Source organism: Mesorhizobium sp., from assembly GCF_024509055.1.
Lineage (GTDB): Bacteria > Pseudomonadota > Alphaproteobacteria > Rhizobiales > Rhizobiaceae > Mesorhizobium.
This window is the reverse complement of sequence record NZ_JANINM010000401.1, coordinates 1-20,129: the sequence shown is the minus strand read 5'-3', so window position 1 is coordinate 20,129 and position 20,129 is coordinate 1. Positions and strand designations below refer to the sequence as shown.

Below are 20,129 nucleotides of genomic sequence, written 5' to 3'. Positions count from 1 at the left end.
TTGCCGTCGAGCGCGACATAGGCGAGGTCGTATTTCGACGCCTCGATCTCCTTCTCGTCCTCTTCAGTGGTGTCGCGTAGCTCGACCACGTCCGGGTGGCGGAAGAGAGCGTTGTTGTCGAACGACACTTTTGCGTCGAGGACGCGCAGGTGGCCGTTCTTCATCACGATCAGCGGGTTGACCTCGAGCAGGCTCATGTCCTTCTCGACGAAGGCCATGTAGAGGATCGGGAACAGCGTGCCGCCGTCCCTGGCCGCGTCGCCGTCGAGCTTCAGCGCGCCGTTGAGCTTCTTGACGTCATCGGCCGTCACGCCCTTTTCCGGATCGATGGCAACGGTGACGATCTTTTCCGGCGTGTCATGCGCGACCGTCTCGATGTCCATGCCGCCTTCGGTCGAGACGACGAAGGCGATGCGGCCGACCGAGCGGTCGACCAGGATCGACAGATAGAGCTCGCGCTCGATGTCGGCGCCGTCCTCGATATAGAGACGGTTGACCTGCTTGCCCGCGGGCCCGGTCTGCTTGGTGACCAGCGTGTGGCCGAGCATCTCGTTGGTGTTGGCGACCACCTCGGCCGCCGACTTCGCCAACCGCACGCCGCCCTTGGCGTCAGGCCCGAGTTCCTTGAACTTGCCTTTGCCGCGGCCGCCGGCATGGATCTGGCTCTTCACCACATAGAGCGGGCCGGGCAATGCCTTGGCGGCGGCTTCCGCCTCGCTTGCCTTGAACACGGGCACGCCCGCCGCGACCGGCGCGCCGAAGGACTTCAGCAGCGCCTTGGCCTGATACTCATGGATGTTCATGCGCTTGGTCTCCGAGGGAGGGGCGATTGGTTGCCGGCGAGTTTACTTGCCGGCGAGATGCGGGGCGATCTTGGTGCAGGCGTCGGTCAGGCCCTGAACGGCCGCCACCGAGGAGTCGAACATCTTCTGTTCCGACTTCGACAGGTCGATCTCGATGACGCGTTCGACGCCGCCGGCGCCGATCACCACCGGCACGCCGACATAGGTTCCCTTGACGCCATACTGGCCCGACAGGTGCGCCGCGCAGGGCAGCACGCGCTTCTTGTCCTTGAGGTAGGACTCGGCCATGGCGATCGCGGAGGCCGCCGGCGCATAGTAGGCCGAGCCGGTCTTGAGCAGGCCGACGATCTCGGCGCCGCCGTCGCGGGTGCGCTGGACGATCTTGTCGAGCTTTTCCTTCGAGGTCCAACCCATCTTGACCAGGTCGGGCAGCGGAATGCCGGCGACCGTCGAATAGCGGATCATCGGCACCATGGAATCGCCGTGGCCGCCGAGCACGAAGGCGGTGACGTCCTCGACCGAAACCTTGAACTCCTCGGCCAGGAAGTAGCGGAAGCGGGCGCTGTCGAGCACGCCGGCCATGCCGACGACATGGCTGGTCGGCAGGCCGGAGAATTTCTGCAGCGCCCAGACCATGGCGTCGAGCGGGTTGGTGATGCAGATGACGAAGGCCTTCGGGGCGTATTTCTTGAGACCCGCGCCGACCTGTTCCATGACCTTGAGGTTGATGCCGAGCAGGTCGTCGCGGCTCATGCCGGGCTTGCGCGGCACGCCGGCGGTGACGATGCACACATCCGCGCCTTCGATGCCGGCATAGTCGTTGACGCCGGTAAGTCGCGAGTCGAACTTGTCGACGGGCGAGGACTGGGCGATGTCGAGGCCCTTGCCCTGCGGGATGCCCTCGGCAATATCGAACAGCACCACGTCGCCGAGATCCTTCAGGCCGACCATATGGGCGAGCGTGCCGCCGATCATGCCAGAGCCGATGAGCGCTATCTTGTTGCGTGCCATGTCAGGATGTTTTCCCTTTGTCTGTGACGGTGCCGTGACGGGGCCGGGGAGGCCGAAAAGGATGCGAAAAACCGCGAGATTTCGCCGCACCCAATAGCTCCGGCGCGGATGAAATTCAAACGGTTATTTTGAGCCTAGCATTTTCAATCGGTTAGATGCATTGGGACTTACGTAAACGTCAAAGTTTATGAGCCGACTGAGGAGAATTTACACAATGAACGTCGAAATCAGAAGGCTACATCCGGGCGATGACGCCCTTGTGATGCGCCTCGCCGACGAAGTCTTCGACGAGCCCGTCCGTCCCGAGCGCCTCGCGGCCTACCTTGCCTCGCCCGGTCATTTCATGATCGTGGCGATAATTGACGAAATCGTGGTCGCCCAATGCGCCGCCGTCATCCACCGCCATCCAGACAAGGTGAGCGAGCTCTACATCGACGAAGTCGGCGTGGCGCCGGCCTTTCGGCGTCACGGCATCGCGCGAAAAATGCTCGACGCCATGTTCGTGATCGGCCGCGAACATGGCTGCGAGGAAGCCTGGGTCGGCACCGAGCCGGACAATCTCCCGGCGCGGGCGCTCTATGAGACGCGCAAGGAACCGCACGGGCTGGCCGAGCATTTCGTGATGTATGTGTATCGGCTTTAGGCCGTCGTTCAGCGAAGCAGCCATAGCTTCTCGGCTGCGAAACGATGTCGTCCCGCCAGGCGAGCCTTTCCAGCCAGTCGGCCGGGATTCCCGACAAGCCGTACAGCGCGCCGGCTAGCTGGCCAGTCACAGCACCCACGGTGTCGGCATCGTCGCCAAGGTTGGCTGCCTTCAGGACCGCTGACCTGAAATCGCCGGTCGTGGCCACGGACCAGCACGCGGCATCGAGCGTCGCCGGCGCGTGGCCGCTGCTCGACACGTCCCGGCGCGCAAGACCTGCCTTGGCCGCGACGCCGCCTGGAAGCACACCGGTCTCGATCGTCTGCCACAGATAGGCAGCCAGCTTTTGGCAGCATTGCTGAGGGACAGGAGCAGAATGCGTCGTGCCGCCTTGGGTCAGAGCAAGGGCGATTGCGGCATGTTGCGATCGGGCACAAAGCACAACAGGCGCCAGCCGCATTATTGAACCGTTGGCCTGGTGCTGCCGTTCCCGGTTGTTTTCAACCGCGCCATGCAGTTCGAAATTCCGCAGCGCGTTGCGGGTGGCGCCGCCAATGTCGAAACATTCCCCGGTCACGGAATTGAACCCGTGACGCCACCAGTTTACGAAATGACCAAGCAGATGGCGCGGCACAACTTGGCCCCTGTCGGCAATCAAGGAATCCGCCAGGCAGAGCGCCATCGACGTGTCGTCGGTCCACTCCCCAGGCTTCAGTCCGAAAGGTCCGCCGCCGACCATGTCGGTGAGTGGCGGGCGGCTGTCCCGCGCAACGAATTCCAGAGCCGTGCCGACTGCGTCACCAACGGCCAGCCCGACAAGGGCACCGACAGCACGATCCTTCTTTATGTCCGGGATCATTGCGCTGCGGTGTCGGCTCGCAGCTGGTCAGGGTCAGGCCGGATGAGCTTCCGCCGTTCCGCCCAGCCTTCCAGCCAGTCGCGGCTTTGCATTTCGATGAGACGCGAGGCGGTGCGCTCGAATTCGAACACTTCGGTGCCGCGCCTGGCGGAGTAGAGCCCGGACGGGTCCGCCGCAGCGCTCATCACCAGCCGCATGTGGTGGTCGTAGAGCGTATCGATCAGCAGGATGAAGCGCTTCGCCTCGTTGCGCTTGCCCTCGCCGAGCACGGGCACATGGTCGATGAAGACGGTCGAGAAGCGGCCGGCGATCGCCAGATAGTCGCGCGCGCCGAGCGGCTTTTCGCAGAGGTCGGCGAAGGAAAACCGCGCCGCGTCGCCGGTCGCGCGCGGCACGACAAGCTGGCGTCCCTTCAGCGTCAGGGTCACCTCGGCGACCGGCCTGCCATGCGTCATCGCCTTCCAGGCATCGTCCAGCGCGCGGTCGGCGGCTTCGTCTGCTGGCGTGACATAGACCGGCAGGCGGTTGAGCCTTTCCTGCCGGTAATCCTTTTCGGTATCCAGCGTCATCACGTCCGCATTGCGTTCGAGCAACGAGATGAACGGCAGGAACAATTGCCGGTTCAGCCCGTCTCGATAAAGGTCTTGCGGCGCCACGTTCGAGGTGGCGACCAGCACCACACCATTGGCGAACAGAGCCGAGAACAGTCGCGACAGGATCATCGCATCGGCGATATCGGTGACGGAGAATTCGTCGAAGCACAGCACCCAGGCTTGCTCGGCGAGCCCTCGGGCCACCGGCGGGATCGGATCGTCCTCCTTGACCGTCCCTTCCTTGCGCGCCTGCCTGTGCTTCTGGATGCGGTCCTGCACATCGGCCATGAAGTCGTTGAAATGCACGCGGCGCTTGCGCCGAACCGGCAACAGCTCGAAGAACATGTCCATCAGCATGGTCTTGCCACGCCCGACGCCGCCATGGATGTAGAGGCCCTTGACCGCCTCGCTCGGCTGGTGCTTGCGCGCGAACAGCCAGCCCAGCGCGCTCGATTTCTTCGCCAGCCTCTTCGCCGAGATCTCGTCGGTCAGTCGATCGAGCGCGGCGGCAATGCGCTCCTGCGCCGCATCGCGATCGACCATGCCGGTGTCGACCAGATGGTCGTAGCGCTGCCTGACGGTCGCATGGGTTTGGAGGCCGTCACGCAGATGCATCGGTCACGTTCGTTCCAGGGCAGTTCCGGGGAGCCGGAATTGCGTCAACAAAGGGCGGTTTCGCCTTACCTTGTAAGCGCGATCGCCTGGCCGTTGGAAGTCTGGCCGTCGAACTTTTCACCGCCCGACGAATAGAGCCGGGCCAGCGTGCCGCCGTTTTCGTCGTAAAGCGTCAGCTGCTTGCCGGCGACGTTCCACGACTTGATGCCGTCGATTGGGGCGGGGCAATGCAGCGGCCCGGCGCGATACCCGGCGCCGAACTTGGTCTGCGGCGTCGCCACCTTGCAGCTCTGGCCGCCGACATTGACGTTCCACACGCCGGCGACGCTGGCCGCCGTGAGGTCGCTGGCGCCGGCGGGCGCCGAACCGTCGGTGGGCAACGAGGCAACCTGGTTGTTCTTCGGCGCGGTGGGGAACTGCGACGGGTCGGTTGTGCCCGGGGCGGCGGGCGGCGGCAGCTGGTTTTGCGTCACCGTGCCGGAGGGCGCCGGCGTGAGCGGCGCCGGCTGCTGATCGTCCATCGACGAGAAGCGCGACGTCGAGCAGCCGCTCGCAACGAGCGCGGCCAGCGATACGGCCACAAGACCGGTCTTCGAAAAATGCATTCCAAACCTCCGTCGGAGCGGGCCGGGGGGAAGCCCTCCGCGTAATGTTCGCTTCACCAAGATGGCGAAGGTGGCAGAATTTCAACCTGATATGGTTAAAATAGGGTTTTCGATGCTGCTGTTGCAAATTTATCGCAGAAGCGCCCGCCGCTCGGGCTGACCGCTCTTCCGGCCAGCTAATTTATTGATATTAAAGACTTATAGCGGGACGCTCGGCACGAAGACATAGCCGTCTGGACCAACGATATGGCATTCGCGGAGCCCATGCGGCTTGTCGATGGCGCCGGCGAGCACGACGTGCCCCAAGGCGGCCGCCTTTTTCTCGATCGAGTCTGGGTCGGCGCCGTAAAGGCGCAGTTCGATGCCGGCGCCGCGGGTGTCCACACCGAAAATGACGCCGGTCATCGGATTGTCGAGATAGGAATGATCGGCATGCAGCATGAACACCGAGCCGAGAAGTTCGATCGCCGCGAAATCCTCATCGGCATAGATGATGCGGGCGCCGAGCACGTCGCGGCAGAAGGCCTCCATCGCCGCCATGTCGGTCACGAGCAGGTTGACTCCCAACCCACGCGGCAGCGAGCGGCCGAAGTCGTCGGCTTTCATCCAAGGTGTCTTGGTGCGCTTCTTCAAAGGATTCCCCCGATCGACCTTGGTGCGATCCTAGCCGAGGAACTTTGAAGACCCTTGGTATTCGCGAGCGAAATGCTTGCACCAGGCAACCGTGTCCTTATTTCAGGGAGAGGGAATAGACGGCGGGAGAAAAGATGGCCGCGAAAAAGAGTCCCGCGAACCGCTATTACAGCGGCCCGCCCAGCGACCATTTCGACGGCGCGCTCTTTTTCAATCCCGACGGCAGGCCACCCGCGCGCTTCGCCGATCTGCTGAAATGGCAATTCGGCGGCGGGCGCGCGAAATGGCCCGCGACATGGCCGAGCCCCTATCCGCAGGCAAAGCCTGACGCGAGGATTGAAGGCGAGGCGCTGCGGCTCACAATGGTTGGCCATGCCTCGCTGCTCATCCAGACCGCCGGACTGAACATCCTCACCGACCCGGTCTGGTCGGAGCGCTCCTCGCCATTCACCTTCGCCGGGCCGAAGCGGGTCAACGCGCCGGGCATCGCCTTTGTCGACCTGCCGCGTATCGACCTCGTCCTGGTCAGCCACAATCACTACGACCATCTCGACCTCGCCACACTGAAACGGCTGAAGGAAAGCCACGACCCGCTGGTGATCACACCGCTCGGCAACGATGCCATTGTCGGCCGCGCGGTGCCCGGCATGCGGCTCGGCGCGCATGACTGGGGCGACAGGATCGATGCCGGCAAAGGCACGGCCATCCATGTCGAGCCGGCGCATCACTGGTCGGCGCGCGGCTCGCGCGACCGGCGCATGGCGCTGTGGGCTGGCTTCGTCATCGAGGCAGCCGGCGGCAAGATCTACTTCGCCGGTGACACCGGTTTCCATGACGGCATCAACTACCGCTTGATGGCTGAAAAACACGGCGGCTTCCGCCTCGCCATCCTGCCGATCGGTGCCTATGAGCCACGCTGGTTCATGGCGCCCCAGCATCAGAACCCCGAGGAAGCCGTGCAAGGCATGAAGCTTTGCAACGCCGCCCATGCCGCCGGCTGCCATTGGGGCACCTTCCAGCTTACCGACGAGCCGATCGACGAACCGGCCATGAAGCTGGAGGAAGCGCTCGCGGTCGAAGACGTGCAGCCGGAGCGGTTCCGTGCCATGCGCCCGGGCGAGGTTTGGGACGTGCCCGCCACCTGACGGAGGAACCCAAGCCGGGCAACCGCGTTGGTCCCACAACGCAAATTTCGCCTGGAGCCTCTTATGATCAAGTGGATCATCATCCTTCTGATCGTCGCCGCGGCGGCGAGCCTACTCGGCATGCCGGCGTTGGCCGGAGCCGCCGCAACCGGCGCGCGCCTCCTCATCGGCGTGGTTCTAGTCGTCTTCCTACTGATCGTGCTCGGCGTGTTCGCGGTAACCTAGGCGCGGCGCGACCTCCGGTCGTCGCGGCGCGGCGTCTTCGTCGCGGCCAAGGCGCCGGACTGGTAATTCCCGCCCGTTTCCGCCATATAGCGCCAAACGGATAAGAAATGACCGGCTAGATGGCAGGAACCGCTCCCTTCGCCAAGATGAATGGCATCGGCAACGAGATCATCGTTGCCGATATGCGTAGCCGTGCCGACAGGGTGACGCCGACGGCCGCGATCGCGCTCAATGCCGACGCCGCGACAAAGTTCGACCAGATCATGGCGATCCATGACGCAAGGACACCCGGCACCGCCTATTACGTCGACATCCTGAACTCCGATGGCTCAGGCGCGCAGGCTTGCGGCAACGGCATGCGCTGCGTCGTGCAGGCGCTGGCGTCCGAGACCGGCCTGAAGAGCTTCACCTTCGAGACCCGCGCCGGCATCCTCAATGCCGAGGAACATGCCGACGGCTTGATCTCCGTCGACATGGGCAAGCCGCGCTTCGGCTGGCAGGAGATCCCGCTCGCCGAGGAGTTCCGCGACACCCGTATGATCGAGCTGCAGATCGGCCCGATCGACGCGCCGGTGCTGCATTCGCCTTCGGCTGTCTCGATGGGCAATCCGCACGCCATTTTCTGGGTCGACCACGACGTCTGGTCCTACGAACTGGACCGCTTCGGCCCCTTGCTCGAAAACCACCCGATCTTTCCCGAGCGGGCCAACATCACCATCGCGCAGGTGACCTCGCCTGAAACCATGGTGGTCCGCACCTGGGAGCGCGGCGCCGGCCTTACCAAGGCCTGCGGCTCGGCGGCATGCGCCGCTGTGGTGGCGGCAGCGCGCACCAAGCGCACCGGCCGCAGCGTTTCCCTGGTCACGCCCGGCGGCGGCGAGCTGCATGTCGAGTGGCGCGACGATGACCACGTCATCCTGACGGGCGCGGCCGAGTGGGAATTTTCCGGCAGCTTCGACCCTTCGACCGGCACCTGGGCCCGCGACACCGAAAGCGCTGCCTGATGTCCGCCCCTGCCAACTCCAAGGGCATCGACGTCGTCACCTTCGGCTGTCGTCTCAACACTTATGAATCGGAAGTGATGCGCCGCGAGGCCGAAAGCGCCGGCCTCGGCACGCTGGCAGGCGGAGCCGTCATCTTCAACACATGCGCCGTCACCGGCGAAGCCGTGCGCCAGGCCAAGCAGGCTATCCGCAAGGCCCGCCGCGAGAACCCGCAAGCGCGCATCATCGTCACCGGTTGCGCCGCGCAGACCGAGCCGCAGAACTTCGCCGCCATGGACGAGGTCGATCTCGTGCTCGGCAATGAGGAGAAGCTGAAGGCGAACTCCTACCGCGCGCTTCCCGATTTCGGCGTCAACGACACCGAGAAGGCCCGCGTCAACGACATTTTTTCGGTGCGCGAGACGGCAAGCCACATGGTCGACGCCATCGAGGGCCGGGCGCGCGCCTTCGTGCAGGTGCAGAATGGCTGCGACCATCGCTGCACCTTCTGCATCATTCCTTACGGACGCGGCAATTCGCGCTCGGTGCCGATGGGCGCCGTGGTCGAGCAGGTGAAGCGGCTGGCGGGCAACGGCTATGCCGAGATCGTTCTGACCGGCGTCGACATGACCAGCTTCGGCGCCGACCTGCCGGGCAGTCCGAAGCTTGGCAAGCTGGTGAAGACCATCCTGCGCCAGGTGCCCGACGTGAAGCGGCTCAGGCTCTCCTCGATCGATTCCATCGAGGCAGACGACGACTTGCTCGACGCGATCGCCACCGAACCGAGGCTGATGCCGCATCTGCATCTGTCGTTGCAATCGGGCGACGACATGATCCTGAAGCGCATGAAGCGTCGACATCTGCGCGACCAGTCGATCCGCTTCTGCGAGGACGTGCGCAAGCTGCGTCCAGGCATCGTCTTTGGCGCCGACATCATTGCCGGCTTTCCGACCGAGACCGAGGCGATGTTCGAGAATTCGGAGAAAATCGTCGAGGAATGCGGCCTGACGCATCTCCACGTCTTCCCGTTCTCGCCACGCGAGGGCACGCCCGCCGCGCGCATGCCGCAGGTCGGCCGCGAGGTGGTGAAGGCGCGCGCCGCGAGGCTGCGCGCCGCTGGCGAAGCCGCCTATCGCCTTCATTTGTCGTCGCTTCCCGGCACACGGCAATCGATCCTGGTCGAGCGCGACGGGCTCGGCCGCACCGAAGGGTTCACGCTGGCCGCGATCGACACCGGCATGCCCGGCGAGATCGTCGACGCCAAGATCACCGGCCATGACGGCGCCCGCCTGCTTGCGGCGCCGCTGGCCGCGCAAGCCGCCTGAGACTGCGAGACGCATGGCTGGTTTTTTCAAGAAGATATTTTCGTTCGGCAAGAAAGAGGTCGTCGAGGAGCGTGTCGACGAGACGGCCCCGCTGCCGCCGATCAAATGGGACGCGCTGGAGGCGCTGAAGCCGGAAGCCGCGGAGGTTCCGGCGCGCGCCGGGCAGCAGCCCGTAGCGGAGGCCGCGCCGGTAAGCGAGCCCGCTGTCGAGCTTGCCCCCGTCCCACCGCCTGAAGAGCCGAAGCCCGAGCCTGCCCCGACCGTTCCCGCCGAGCCGGAACCGCTGCCGGAGCCCAAGCCCGACGAAGAGCCGCAACCGGCGCCAGAGAAGCCCCAGCCGCCGGCGCCCGAGGAAGTACCCGAGCCGCCAGCCAAACCTGAGCCGGCACCCGCGCCCGAACCTGCTCCGCGGGAAGTGCCCCCGCCGGCTCAGCCAGACATCGAGCCGTCGCGTCCGGAACCGCAGCCTGAGCCGGCACCGGCTGAAGCGCCGACGCCGCCCGCCGAAGTCCCGGCAGAGACGCCGGCGCCGATCGAGGTTCCGCCGACCGAGGCGCCTTCCATGGAGCCATCCTCGGAAGCCGGCGCCGAGGCGCATTCGCCTGCCGGCACCTTCTCCGCGCATGCGGACAAGGACGAGGCTCCAGCGCTGGCGCCCCCCTCTCCCCGTCCTTCGCCGGAGGAGGATGAGGAGCAGCGCCAGCTTCCGGAAGACCTGCCGCCATCCGCCGAGGCCGGCACGGAAATCGCGCCCCCTATTCGACAGCCCGCCCCCGTCGAGCCGCAGCCGATCCATGCCGAGATCGCACCGGAACCGGAGGCCGTGCCGTCGCCGCCAAAACCCACACCCTCCGCTGGCAAGGTGACGGTTTCGAAAAAGGTCGAGCAGAAAGCCGAGCCGGTTAAGGCGCCGGAGCCGGCGGCGCGGCACTCATGGTTCCAGCGCATGCGCGAAGGGCTTGCCCGTTCCTCGCGCGAACTCACCGGCAACATTGCCGGCGTCTTCACCAAGCGCAAATTGGATGAAGACACGCTGCAGGATTTGGAAGACGTGCTCATCCGCGCCGATCTCGGCGTCGAAACCGCGCTCCGTGTCACCGATTCGCTCGCCTCCAGCCGCTACGGCAAGGACGTCTCCGATGCCGAAGTCCGCGCCGTCATGGCAGCGGAGGTGGAGAAGGTGCTGACACCGGTTGCGAAACCGCTCGAGCTCGATCTCAACCACAAGCCGCATGTCATCCTGGTCGTCGGCGTCAACGGCACCGGCAAGACCACGACCATCGGCAAGCTGGCGGCGAAGCTGACCGACGGCGGCCTCAAGGTGATGCTGGCGGCCGGCGACACCTTCCGCGCCGCCGCAATCGAGCAGCTGAAGATCTGGGGCGAGCGCACGAAATCGCCGGTGATCGCGACCAAGCTCGGCGCCGATGCGGCCGGTCTTGCCTACGACGCCTTCGAGAAAGCGAAGGAAGCCGGCTCCGACGTGCTGATCATCGACACGGCGGGCCGCCTGCAGAACAAGACCGAGCTGATGGCCGAGCTGGAAAAGATCGTGCGTGTCCTCGGCAAGCTCGACCCGGAAGCGCCGCACACGGTGCTGCAGACGGTCGACGCCACCACCGGCCAGAATGCGCTCAGCCAGGTCGAGATCTTCCGCAACGTCGCCGGCGTCAACGGCCTGGTGATGACCAAGCTGGACGGCACGGCGCGCGGCGGTATTCTGGTTGCGATCGCCGCCAAGCACAGACTGCCGGTCTATTTCATCGGCGTCGGCGAACAGGTCGACGACCTCGAACCATTTTCCGCCAGCGAATTCGCGAGAGCAATCGCCGGCGTGGCCTGAACAATCCCAAAAGCGCCGACTTTTGGGGCAACAAGGATCCTCATGAACATCCTCGAACGCGACCCGTCCGACCCGCAAAAGCACAAGAAGGAAGGCGTCAACCCGCTTCTCAAGCTCGTGCTCGAGCTCGGCCCGTTGCTGGTCTTCTTCTTCGCCAATGCGCGTGGCGAATGGCTGGTGCAAAAGTTTCCGGTGCTGGGTGAGTTCGGCGGCCCGATCTTCGTCGCCACCGGCCTGTTCATGGCGGCCACCGCGCTGGCGCTGGTCGCCTCCTGGGCGCTGACCCGCACCTTGCCGATCATGCCGCTGGTGTCGGGCGTCGTCGTCCTGATCTTCGGCGCGCTGACGCTCTACCTGCAGGACGACATCTTCATCAAGATGAAGCCGACCATCGTCAACACGCTGTTCGGCGGCGTGCTGCTTGGCGGGCTTCTGTTCGGCAAGTCGCTGCTCGGCTACGTCTTCGACTCCGCCTTCAGCCTCGATGCGGAGGGCTGGAGGAAGCTCACCTTCCGCTGGGGCCTGTTCTTCCTGTTCCTGGCCATCGTCAACGAAGTGGTCTGGCGGAATTTCTCGACTGACGCCTGGGTTACCTTCAAGGTCTGGGGCATCATGCCGATCACGCTGCTTTTCACCTTCAGCCAGATGCCGCTGATCATGCGCCACTCGCTGGAGGATAAGGCCAAGGAAGAAACCGCCGGCAAGTAGGACCAAAAAGGGGGTCGTAATGGAATTCCTCGCCACGCATGACGAGTTGAGGACGATCTACAAGACCCCCCGACCGACCGACGGCTCCATCCGCAAGGAGCTGAAGACGCTCGACGGCCATTGCCGCTCCTTCATCGCCAAGAGCCCGTTCGTGCTGATCGGCTCCTCCGACGGCGCCGGCAATTCCGACGTCACTCCCAAGGGCGACCGGCCCGGCTTCACCGCCATCCTCGACAACAGCACCATCGCCATCCCCGATCGTCCCGGCAACAACCGGCTGGACACGCTGGAAAACATCATCCGCAACCCATCGGTCGGTCTGCTCTTCCTGATTCCCGGCATGAACGAGACGCTGCGCGTCAACGGCGATGCGCGTATCACCGCGGATGCTAGCCTGCGCGAGCGTTTGGCCGTGGATGGCAAGGAACCGCCGAGCATCATCGTGGTGTCGGTGAAGGCCGCCTACATGCATTGCGCCAAGGCCTTCATGCGCTCCGATCTCTGGAAGCCCGACACCTGGTACGATCGTGCGACCTTGCCGACGCTCGGCCAGATCATCCGCGACCAGCTGGCGCTGGCCGAAAGCGCAGGCGAGATCGACCGCGAGCTGGACGAGGATTACCGCCAGACCTTGTGGTAGGCTGCGGCGACGACTCACCGCTCCGTCGAAACTCCCTTGATCGAAATCCTCGCCATTTCCGGCAGCCTGCGCGCCGCCTCGACCAACTCGGCCCTGCTCGAAGCGCTAGCCGCCAACGCGCCGGCGGATTGCCGCGTCACTATCTATGATGGCCTTGGCCGGTTGCCGATCTTCAACCCCGATGACGAAGGCGAGCGCACGCCAACCGAAGCCGCCCGCCTGATCGACGCCGTCACCCGCGCCGACGGCATCATCGTCTCTTGTCCAGAATATGCGCATGGCGTTCCGGGCGGCATGAAGAACGCGCTCGACTGGCTGGTGTCGCGCGACGCCGCGGTCGGCAAGCCGGCAATGCTCGTCCACGCCTCGCCGCGCTCGCTCTACGCCCGGGCGGCGCTCGCCGAGATCATGCGGACGATGTCGTTTGCGATGTATGAGGACAGGGTGGTGGAGATCGCGCTGCTGGGGAGGAAGCCAGCTGAGGTGGAGGCTATCCTGAGCGAGGATGCGAACCGTCAGGCGATGCGTGAGGCGGTGTTGGGTTTTGCGGAGTTTATAGGTGATGAGCGATAACACGCTTCCGTCGCGATCCTACGGCGCCCCCCTCTGCCCTGCCGGGCATCTCCCCCACGAGTGGGGAGATTGGCGGTTTCGCCGCCGGCGCTCTTCCTGCGACGTTGGTAATTGGCGAAAAGCAGGGCGACATCTGATCTCCCCCCTTGTGGGGGAGATGTCCGGCAGGACAGAGGGGGGCGCTGTCCCGCCGACCTCTCGCAACGTTCCAGCCTGCGGCGAAGCTACCCCTTCCGCAGCGTCTCGACATCGGTCCTGCCGACATACCAGTCGCGGGCGTTGACCTCCTCGAAGACCACCCAGACATCGTCATTGCCGAGCCCGGTGGCCTCCATAATGGCTGCGGTCACCTTCTTCGCGATATCAGCCTTCTTGCCGGCCGGATCGGCGGCGATCACTTCCTTGACGATGCGGATGTTGACGAATGGCATGATGTCCTCCCTTGGAGTTCTGTCGGTCGGCATCTGGCGAATGCCTGGCAATCCGCTCTGGCGGACCCGATGGCGGTTGGGGAAACCGCAGCGCGGCGGGCACCGCGGGGATGCGCAGAAAGGCCAGGAATGGCCAAAGAAGCGCGCTGAGCAGCTTCAATAGGTCTTGGCTCCGTTCACCATCAGCCTGACCATATAGAGCGACGTGGTGCCGGCGATGTAGAGGCAGTTCAGCTTGTTGCCGCCGAAGACGCAATTGGCAGTCACTTCCGGCACTTTCACCTTGCCGATCAGCGTGCCGTCGGGATCGTAGCAATGGATGCCGTCTTCGGCGCTGGTCCAGATGCGGCCGTCGGAATCAAGCCGGAAGCCGTCGAACAGGCCTGCCGTGCAGTCGGCGAAGACCTTGCCCCCGGAAACCTTCTTGCCGTGCTTGCCGACATTGAAGACGCGCATGTGTGCTGGGTTCTTCTCGCCATGCGTGCGGCCGGTGTCGACGACATAGAGCAGGCTTTCGTCGAGCGAGAAGGCGAGCCCGTTCGGCCTGACCATGTCGGTGATGACGGCCTCGACATCGCCGGTGTCCGGGTCGACGCGATAGACGTTGCAATTGCCGATCTCGCTCTCGGCCTTGTCACCTTCATAGTCGGTGTCGATGCCGTAGCTCGGATCGGTGAACCAGATCGAGCCGTCGGACCTCACCACGACATCGTTAGGCGAGTTCAGCCGTTTGCCCTTCCATTTGTCGGCAATGGTGGTGATCGAGCCGTCATGCTCGGTGCGGCTGACGCGGCGGCCGGAATGCTCGCATGTCACCAGCCGGCCCTGCCGGTCGACCGTGTTGCCGTTGGAGTTGCCGGACGGCTGGCGGAAGACGCTGACGCTGCCGTCGGTCTCGTCGTAACGCAGCATGCGGTTGTTGGGGATGTCGGACCACACGACGTAGCGGCCGGCGGCGAACCAGGCCGGACCCTCAGCCCACCGGCATCCGGTGAACAGTTTTTCGACCTGCGCGCTGCCGTTGAACAGCCGCGCGAAGCGCGGGTCGAGAACTTCGTAATAGTCGGCGGCCGCCATGCTTTTCCTCCCGGCATCACGTGACGGATGGATCAAGCCAGCCCGGGATCGATCTGGCAAGCGGCAGGACTACAATTGTAAGACAAAACCGAGGAGACGATTCGCCGGGCTCCAGCGCATGGCTCATTAGTCCGGCATTAACCGGCTATGCGCTCATTGCAATGGTGCATTGCAACATCTTTCTTTTGCGACGCACCATTCCTATGTCATGCTGGCAATCGATGAGGGAGGAACAACCCGCCGCGCCAATGCGGCATGAAAGGAACCTCGTCATGATCTTCGACAATCTTGTCACCCGCGCGCGCACCAGCATGGCCAAGCGCCGTCACTACAACCGCCTCGTCGCCGAAATCGAGAACCTGTCGAGCCGCGATCTCGCCGATCTGCGCGCCGACCGTTCCGAAATGCTCTACCAGGTCCACAAGCAGATCTACGGCTGAACGATAGGCCGATCGTCCGGCCACTTCGTCATTCTCGGGCTTGACCCAAGAATCCATTCCGTGACTTTCGAGCGTCGCGGCGATGAAGAAAGCGCTGCACAGGCACTTATCTTGGACCGCAGTGTTCTACGATCAGCGTCACGGAATGGATTCTAGGGTCTGCGCCGCGTCGCTTCGCTCCTTGCTTCGCCCTAGAATGACGACGCTGGGGGACGCCTAGCCCGGCGCCGCCAGCGCCTTCTCGATCTGCGGCAACAGCGCATCCCGCGCCGACTCCGGCGTCAGCGGCCCGACATGCTTGTAGGCGATCTTGCCGTCCTTGCCGATGACGAACGTTTCCGGCACGCCATAGACGCCCCAGTCGATCGCCGTGCGACCGGCCGGGTCGACGCCGATGGCCTGGAACGGATTGCCGAGGTCGCCAAGGAAGCGGCGGGCGTTTTCCGGCTGGTCCTTGTAGTTCAGCGCGGCGAACGTGAAGCGCTTGTCCTGCGACAGCGCCAGGAGCACCGGATGCTCTTCGCGGCACGGCGCGCACCATGACGCAAAGACGTTGACCAGCGTCACCTTGCCGGCGAAGGCCTTGGAATCGAGCCCCGGCAGATTCATCCCTTCGAGCGGCGGCAGGTTGGTCTGCGGCGCCGGCAGCCCGATCAGGGCCGAGGGGATTTCCGAGGCGTCGCGCCCGGACAGAAGCTGTGACAGGAACAGCCCGGCCAGCCCCAGGAACACCAGCAACGGCAGAAGCACGAACAGGCGGCGGCGCGGCGCCGGCGTTTCGGTTTCCATGCTCACTGTTTTGACGCCCCGGTCTTGTCGGAGCGGCGCCGCACACCGGCTGCCTCAAGGGCGGCAAGCTGGCGTTTGCGCGCCCGCTGGTCGAGCAGGATCCAGCCGATCAGCCCGGCAAGAACGATCGCCGTTATCGTATAGGCGGCAGTGACGAACAGGGCGTGCGCGCTCATACTCGCTCCCTGCGGCCTTCAGCGGATCTCGTGCCGGTTCGTTCGATCATGCCTTCCCTTAAACATGCGTCCTTGCTCGCGCAATCAGCCGCCACGTCGCAGCAGAAAACGTTCCGTGCGCCTCAATCCGTCCCGTGTCGCAGCGCCAGCGCCGCCGCGAGCGGCCCAAGCACGGCAAGAAACAACGTCAGCGCGGCAAGAATGAGGAACGGCTGCAGGAACGGCGCCGGATCGGCCACCGCGCCGTAGCTGGCCGATACGCCGAAGATCAGCACCGGAATGGTGAGCGGCAGCACCAGCACCGAGATCAGCAGCCCGCCGCGCGGCAGCGCCACCGCGACGGCCGCGCCCGCCGCGCCGATGAAGGTGATGGCCGGCGTGCCGACAAGCAGCGTCAGCGCCGTGGCGCCGATCGCAACCGGCTGCATGTTCATGAACAGGCCGAGCAAGGGCGCCGCGACCACCAGCGGCAGCACGCTGCCCGTCCAGTGCGCCAGGCACTTCGTCAACACCGTCAGCGCCAGCATGTGGCGGTCGCTGTTCAGCACCAGCAGGTCGAGCGAGCCATCCTCACGGTCGGCCTGGAAAAGCCGGTCGAGCCCGAGCAGGCAGGCAAGCAGGGCCGCGATCCAAAGGATAGCTGGGCCGATGCGCGACAGGAGATTGAGGTCGGGGCCGACGCCGAAGGGGATGGTGACGATCACGGCAAGGAAGAAGATGACGCCGATCAACGCGCCGCCGCCGGCGCGGATCGAGAGGCGGATATCGCGGAGGAAGAGGGCTAGCATGATTTGAGATGCCTGCGCCCAGGCACCCCCCTCTGCCCTGCCGGGCATCTCCCCCTCAAGGGTGGAGATTGAATGTCACGCCGGCCTTCGCCAATCTCCAACGTTGAAAGGTTCGCGGAGCGCCGGAACAGCTGATTTCCCCCCTTGAGGGGGAGATGCCCGGCAGGGCAGAGGGGGGTGCCTCGCGCCGACATCAATTCCCCATCCTCAATGCCTTTGTCCCTTCCAGCCCCAACGGCAGATGCGTCGCGGCAACGACGATCCCTCCGTCCCGCAAATGCCCCCGCATCAATTCCGCGAACCTCTCCTCCGACGCTTTGTCCAATCCAGCCGTCGGTTCGTCGAGCAGCCACACCGGCCGCCGGCTGACCAGAAGCTTGGCGATCGAAGCCCGCCGCCGCTGCCCGGTCGAGAGATAGCCGAAGGGCAGATGGCCAATTCCACCAAGCCCGACCGTCTCCAGCGCCTCATCCACGCTCGAGCCCTGCTCGCCCTGAAAGGCGCGCCAGAAACCCAGGTTCTCCTCGACGCTGAGCGCCGTCTTCATCGCGTTGAGATGGCCGAGATAATGAGAGGCCGAAGCGACCGAGGGAAAATCATCGCCGCCGTCTTCGACCCGCACCCGGCCCTCGGCCGCCGGCAACAGGCCGGCAACGACCCTCAGCAGCGTCGACTTGCCCGAGCCGTTCGGCCCGGTGACGATCAATGCCTCGCCCTTTTCGAGTGTGAAGCCGATCCCGGAAAAGACCGTCTCGCCGCCGCGCTCGCCGCCCAGATTTTCGGCGATCAGCCGCATGCCTGCCCGTCCCAGAAGCACCGTTTCGCGGCCGTCGCCGCCTCACGCAAATTCGTCTTTCGACTGTCTAGAACTATTCCGGGAAATTCTCTATATGCGGTGCATCCGTGCCAGCGGTCGGCGCGGGAACAGTATTAGCGCCGAACCAGCGCACGCGCCGCCTTGAACGGCTCGGGTTGCTTGGGAGCGGACAGCGGAAATGGCCGTACCCGCACCTTTGCGCGTGATTGCATGCCAACGGCGTCCGTTCCCTTTCAGGCTGAACAGACAAGGACGGATCGCCGTGACGAAATCCCTCGATAGTTTCAACTGCCGCCGCACCCTGACCGTGGGTGGCGCGGACTATGTCTATTTCGACCTCGCCGAGGCCGAAAAGAACGGCCTCAGCGGTATCGCCAGGTTGCCCTATTCGATGAAGGTGCTGCTGGAGAACCTGCTGCGCAACGAAGACGGCCGCTCCGTCACCAAGGAATCGATCCAGGCGGTGGCCGCCTGGCTGACCGACAAGGGTACCGCCGGCGTCGAGATCGCCTATCGCCCGGCGCGCGTGCTGATGCAGGACTTCACCGGCGTTCCGGCCGTGGTCGACCTCGCCGCCATGCGCGACGGCATCAAGGCGCTCGGCGGCGATCCGGAAAAGATCAATCCGCTTGTGCCGGTCGATCTCGTCATCGACCACTCCGTCATCGTCGACGAGTTCGGCACGCCGATGGCCTTCGCCCGCAATGTCGAGCTCGAATATGAGCGCAACGAAGAGCGCTACAAGTTCCTGAAATGGGGCCAGCAGGCCTTCCGCAACTTCCGCGTCGTGCCGCCAGGCACCGGTATCTGCCACCAGGTCAACCTCGAGTATCTCGGACAGGTGGTGTGGACCAATGCCGAGGACGGCGAAACGACCGCTTATCCCGACACCTGCGTCGGCACCGATTCGCACACCACCATGATCAACGGCCTCGGCGTGCTCGGCTGGGGCGTCGGCGGCATCGAGGCGGAGGCGGCCATGCTCGGCCAGCCGGTCTCCATGCTGCTCCCGGAGGTGATCGGCTTCCGCCTCACCGGCAAGCTGAAGGAAGGCGTCACCGCCACCGACCTCGTGCTCACCGTCACCCAGATGCTGCGCAAGAAGGGCGTCGTCGGCAAGTTCGTCGAGTTCTTCGGTCCCGGCCTCTCCAACATGACGCTGGCCGACCGCGCCACCATCGGCAACATGGCGCCGGAATATGGCGCCACCTGCGGCTTCTTCCCGGTCGATAGCGAAACCATCCGCTACCTGACGATGTCCGGCCGCGAGGAAAGCCGCATCGCGCTGGTCGAGGCCTATTCGAAGGCACAGGGCATGTGGCGCGACGCCGGCTCGGCCGATCCGGTCTTCACCGACCTGCTCGAGCTCGATCTCGGCGACGTCGTGCCGTCGATGGCCGGCCCGAAGCGTCCCGAGGGCCGCGTGGCGCTGGAAGGCATCCCGGCCGGCTTCGCCAAGGCGATGGAGACCGAGTACAAGAAGGCCGCCGAGATTTCGAAGCGCTATGACGTCGAAGGCACCTCCCATGACCTCGGCCATGGCGACGTCGTCATTGCCGCTATCACGTCGTGCACCAATACCTCGAACCCGAGCGTCCTGATCGGCGCCGGCCTCTTGGCTCGCAACGCCAACCGCGTCGGCCTTAAGCAGAAGCCGTGGGTGAAGACCTCGCTGGCGCCGGGAAGCCAGGTGGTCGCCGAGTATCTGGAAAAGTCCGGCCTGCAGAAGGAGCTCGACCAGATCGGCTTCAACCTCGTCGGCTTCGGCTGCACCACTTGCATCGGCAATTCCGGACCGCTGCCGGCGCCGATCTCCAAGACCATCAACGACAAGGGCCTGATCGCTGCCGCGGTGCTCTCCGGCAACCGCAACTTCGAAGGCCGCGTCTCGCCCGACGTGCAGGCGAACTATCTCGCCTCGCCGCCGCTGGTGGTGGCGCATGCGCTGGCCGGCACGGTGACCAAGGACCTCACCACCGAGCCGCTCGGCGAGGGCAGCGACGGCAAGCCGGTCTATCTCAAGGACATCTGGCCAAGCTCGGCCGAGATCCAGGAATTCATCGAGAAGAACGTCACACGCGAGCTGTTCGCCCGCAAATATGCCGACGTCTTCAAGGGCGACGAGTACTGGCAGAAGGTCAAGGCGCCGGAAGGCCAGACCTACGCCTGGGACGATCACTCGACCTATGTGCAGAACCCGCCCTATTTCGCCGGCATGGGCCGCTCCTTCGGCAAGGTCGGCGACATCAAGGGCGCGCGCGTGCTCGGCCTGTTCGGCGACAAGATCACCACCGACCACATCTCGCCCGCGGGTTCGATCAAGGCGGCCTCCCCGGCCGGCAAGTACCTTACCGAGCATGGTGTCGGTGTCGCCGACTTCAATCAGTACGGCACGCGGCGCGGCAAC

General features: G+C 64.7%; 22 protein-coding genes and 1 pseudogene. 11 read left to right on the top strand and 12 right to left on the bottom strand.

What is annotated here, in order from left to right; genetic code table 11:
- Positions 1-803 (bottom strand): succinate--CoA ligase subunit beta (locus Q0L57_RS21130; RefSeq protein ID WP_296744981.1); only part of this gene is annotated, 803 nt, incomplete at its 3' end.
- Between the two features lie 42 nt (positions 804-845).
- Positions 846-1,814, bottom strand: coding sequence for a malate dehydrogenase (gene mdh, locus Q0L57_RS21125; protein WP_296744980.1), 969 nt, complete (start codon positions 1,812-1,814; stop codon positions 846-848).
- A 214-nt stretch (positions 1,815-2,028) separates the two neighbouring features.
- Between mdh and Q0L57_RS21120 the strand changes: the two genes are divergently transcribed.
- Positions 2,029-2,457, top strand: a complete 429-nt coding sequence (locus tag Q0L57_RS21120; RefSeq protein WP_296744979.1) for a GNAT family N-acetyltransferase — start codon at positions 2,029-2,031, stop codon at positions 2,455-2,457.
- Between the two features lie 91 nt (positions 2,458-2,548).
- Here the strand turns inward: Q0L57_RS21120 and Q0L57_RS21115 are convergent.
- The 4 genes and pseudogenes from Q0L57_RS21115 to Q0L57_RS21100 all read right to left on the bottom strand — a co-directional run.
- Positions 2,549-3,316 (bottom strand): annotated as a pseudogene (locus tag Q0L57_RS21115) (ADP-ribosylglycohydrolase family protein); the annotation flags it as partial.
- Entirely contained in the window at positions 3,313-4,524 is a 1,212-nt protein-coding gene (gene zapE / locus Q0L57_RS21110) for a cell division protein ZapE (protein WP_296744978.1), read from the bottom strand. The gene zapE and the pseudogene Q0L57_RS21115, both read right to left, overlap by 4 nt.
- Before the next feature lie 65 nt (positions 4,525-4,589).
- Positions 4,590-5,129: a protease inhibitor Inh/omp19 family protein gene (locus tag Q0L57_RS21105; protein ID WP_296744977.1), complete on the bottom strand. Its 540-nt coding sequence runs from the start codon at positions 5,127-5,129 to the stop codon at positions 4,590-4,592.
- Between the two features lie 198 nt (positions 5,130-5,327).
- A complete protein-coding gene (locus Q0L57_RS21100) occupies positions 5,328-5,735 on the bottom strand; it encodes a hypothetical protein (RefSeq protein WP_296744976.1) in 408 nt (135 codons plus the stop codon).
- Between the two features lie 161 nt (positions 5,736-5,896).
- Between Q0L57_RS21100 and Q0L57_RS21095 the strand changes: the two genes are divergently transcribed.
- The 8 genes from Q0L57_RS21095 (at position 5,897) to Q0L57_RS21060 (ending at position 13,204) form a co-directional block, all read left to right on the top strand.
- Entirely contained in the window at positions 5,897-6,907 is a 1,011-nt protein-coding gene (locus Q0L57_RS21095; RefSeq protein WP_296744975.1) for an MBL fold metallo-hydrolase, read from the top strand.
- Positions 6,908-6,970: 63 nt separating this feature from the next.
- A complete protein-coding gene (locus tag Q0L57_RS21090; RefSeq protein ID WP_296744974.1) occupies positions 6,971-7,132 on the top strand; it encodes a DUF1328 family protein in 162 nt (53 codons plus the stop codon).
- Positions 7,133-7,251: 119 nt separating this feature from the next.
- Positions 7,252-8,136 (top strand): diaminopimelate epimerase, encoded by an 885-nt coding sequence (gene dapF, locus Q0L57_RS21085; RefSeq protein WP_296744973.1) that lies wholly within the window; start codon positions 7,252-7,254, stop codon positions 8,134-8,136.
- A complete protein-coding gene (gene mtaB, locus Q0L57_RS21080; protein ID WP_296744972.1) occupies positions 8,136-9,440 on the top strand; it encodes a tRNA (N(6)-L-threonylcarbamoyladenosine(37)-C(2))-methylthiotransferase MtaB in 1,305 nt (434 codons plus the stop codon). Before dapF ends, mtaB begins: the two co-directional genes overlap by 1 nt.
- 13 nt (positions 9,441-9,453) lie before the next feature.
- Complete coding sequence (ftsY, locus tag Q0L57_RS21075) at positions 9,454-11,283, top strand: signal recognition particle-docking protein FtsY (protein WP_296744971.1); 1,830 nt, start codon at positions 9,454-9,456, stop codon at positions 11,281-11,283.
- A gap of 42 nt (positions 11,284-11,325) precedes the next feature.
- A complete protein-coding gene (locus Q0L57_RS21070) occupies positions 11,326-11,991 on the top strand; it encodes a septation protein A (protein ID WP_296744970.1) in 666 nt (221 codons plus the stop codon).
- A 19-nt stretch (positions 11,992-12,010) separates the two neighbouring features.
- Positions 12,011-12,631 (top strand): pyridoxamine 5'-phosphate oxidase family protein, encoded by a 621-nt coding sequence (locus Q0L57_RS21065; RefSeq protein WP_296744969.1) that lies wholly within the window; start codon positions 12,011-12,013, stop codon positions 12,629-12,631.
- Between the two features lie 36 nt (positions 12,632-12,667).
- On the top strand, positions 12,668-13,204 hold the full coding sequence (locus Q0L57_RS21060) for an NADPH-dependent FMN reductase (protein ID WP_296744968.1): 537 nt from the start codon (positions 12,668-12,670) through the stop codon (positions 13,202-13,204).
- 224 nt (positions 13,205-13,428) lie between these two features.
- On the opposite strand, the gene Q0L57_RS21055 is transcribed toward Q0L57_RS21060, so the two are convergent.
- Both Q0L57_RS21055 and Q0L57_RS21050 read right to left on the bottom strand, forming a co-directional pair.
- On the bottom strand, positions 13,429-13,635 hold the full coding sequence (locus Q0L57_RS21055; RefSeq protein WP_296744967.1) for a 4-oxalocrotonate tautomerase family protein: 207 nt from the start codon (positions 13,633-13,635) through the stop codon (positions 13,429-13,431).
- Positions 13,636-13,791: 156 nt separating this feature from the next.
- On the bottom strand, positions 13,792-14,712 hold the full coding sequence (locus tag Q0L57_RS21050) for an SMP-30/gluconolactonase/LRE family protein (protein ID WP_296744966.1): 921 nt from the start codon (positions 14,710-14,712) through the stop codon (positions 13,792-13,794).
- Between the two features lie 272 nt (positions 14,713-14,984).
- On the opposite strand from Q0L57_RS21050, the gene Q0L57_RS21045 reads away from it, so the two are divergent.
- A complete protein-coding gene (locus Q0L57_RS21045) occupies positions 14,985-15,152 on the top strand; it encodes a hypothetical protein (protein WP_296744965.1) in 168 nt (55 codons plus the stop codon).
- A gap of 216 nt (positions 15,153-15,368) precedes the next feature.
- Here Q0L57_RS21045 and Q0L57_RS21040 read toward each other — a convergent pair whose 3' ends face one another.
- The 4 genes from Q0L57_RS21040 to ccmA all read right to left on the bottom strand — a co-directional run bounded on the left by Q0L57_RS21040 (position 15,369) and on the right by ccmA (position 17,701).
- Positions 15,369-15,947 (bottom strand): DsbE family thiol:disulfide interchange protein, encoded by a 579-nt coding sequence (locus tag Q0L57_RS21040; RefSeq protein ID WP_296744964.1) that lies wholly within the window; start codon positions 15,945-15,947, stop codon positions 15,369-15,371.
- On the bottom strand, positions 15,944-16,117 hold the full coding sequence (ccmD, locus tag Q0L57_RS21035) for a heme exporter protein CcmD (RefSeq protein WP_296744963.1): 174 nt from the start codon (positions 16,115-16,117) through the stop codon (positions 15,944-15,946). The genes Q0L57_RS21040 and ccmD overlap by 4 nt, the downstream gene beginning before the upstream one ends.
- A gap of 122 nt (positions 16,118-16,239) precedes the next feature.
- Positions 16,240-16,905: a heme exporter protein CcmB gene (ccmB, locus tag Q0L57_RS21030; protein ID WP_296744962.1), complete on the bottom strand. Its 666-nt coding sequence runs from the start codon at positions 16,903-16,905 to the stop codon at positions 16,240-16,242.
- Positions 16,906-17,098: 193 nt separating this feature from the next.
- Positions 17,099-17,701 (bottom strand): heme ABC exporter ATP-binding protein CcmA, encoded by a 603-nt coding sequence (ccmA, locus tag Q0L57_RS21025; RefSeq protein ID WP_296744961.1) that lies wholly within the window; start codon positions 17,699-17,701, stop codon positions 17,099-17,101.
- 283 nt (positions 17,702-17,984) lie between these two features.
- On the opposite strand from ccmA, the gene acnA reads away from it, so the two are divergent.
- Positions 17,985-20,129: aconitate hydratase AcnA (gene acnA / locus Q0L57_RS21020; protein ID WP_296744960.1), on the top strand; the 2,145-nt coding region annotated here is incomplete at its 3' end.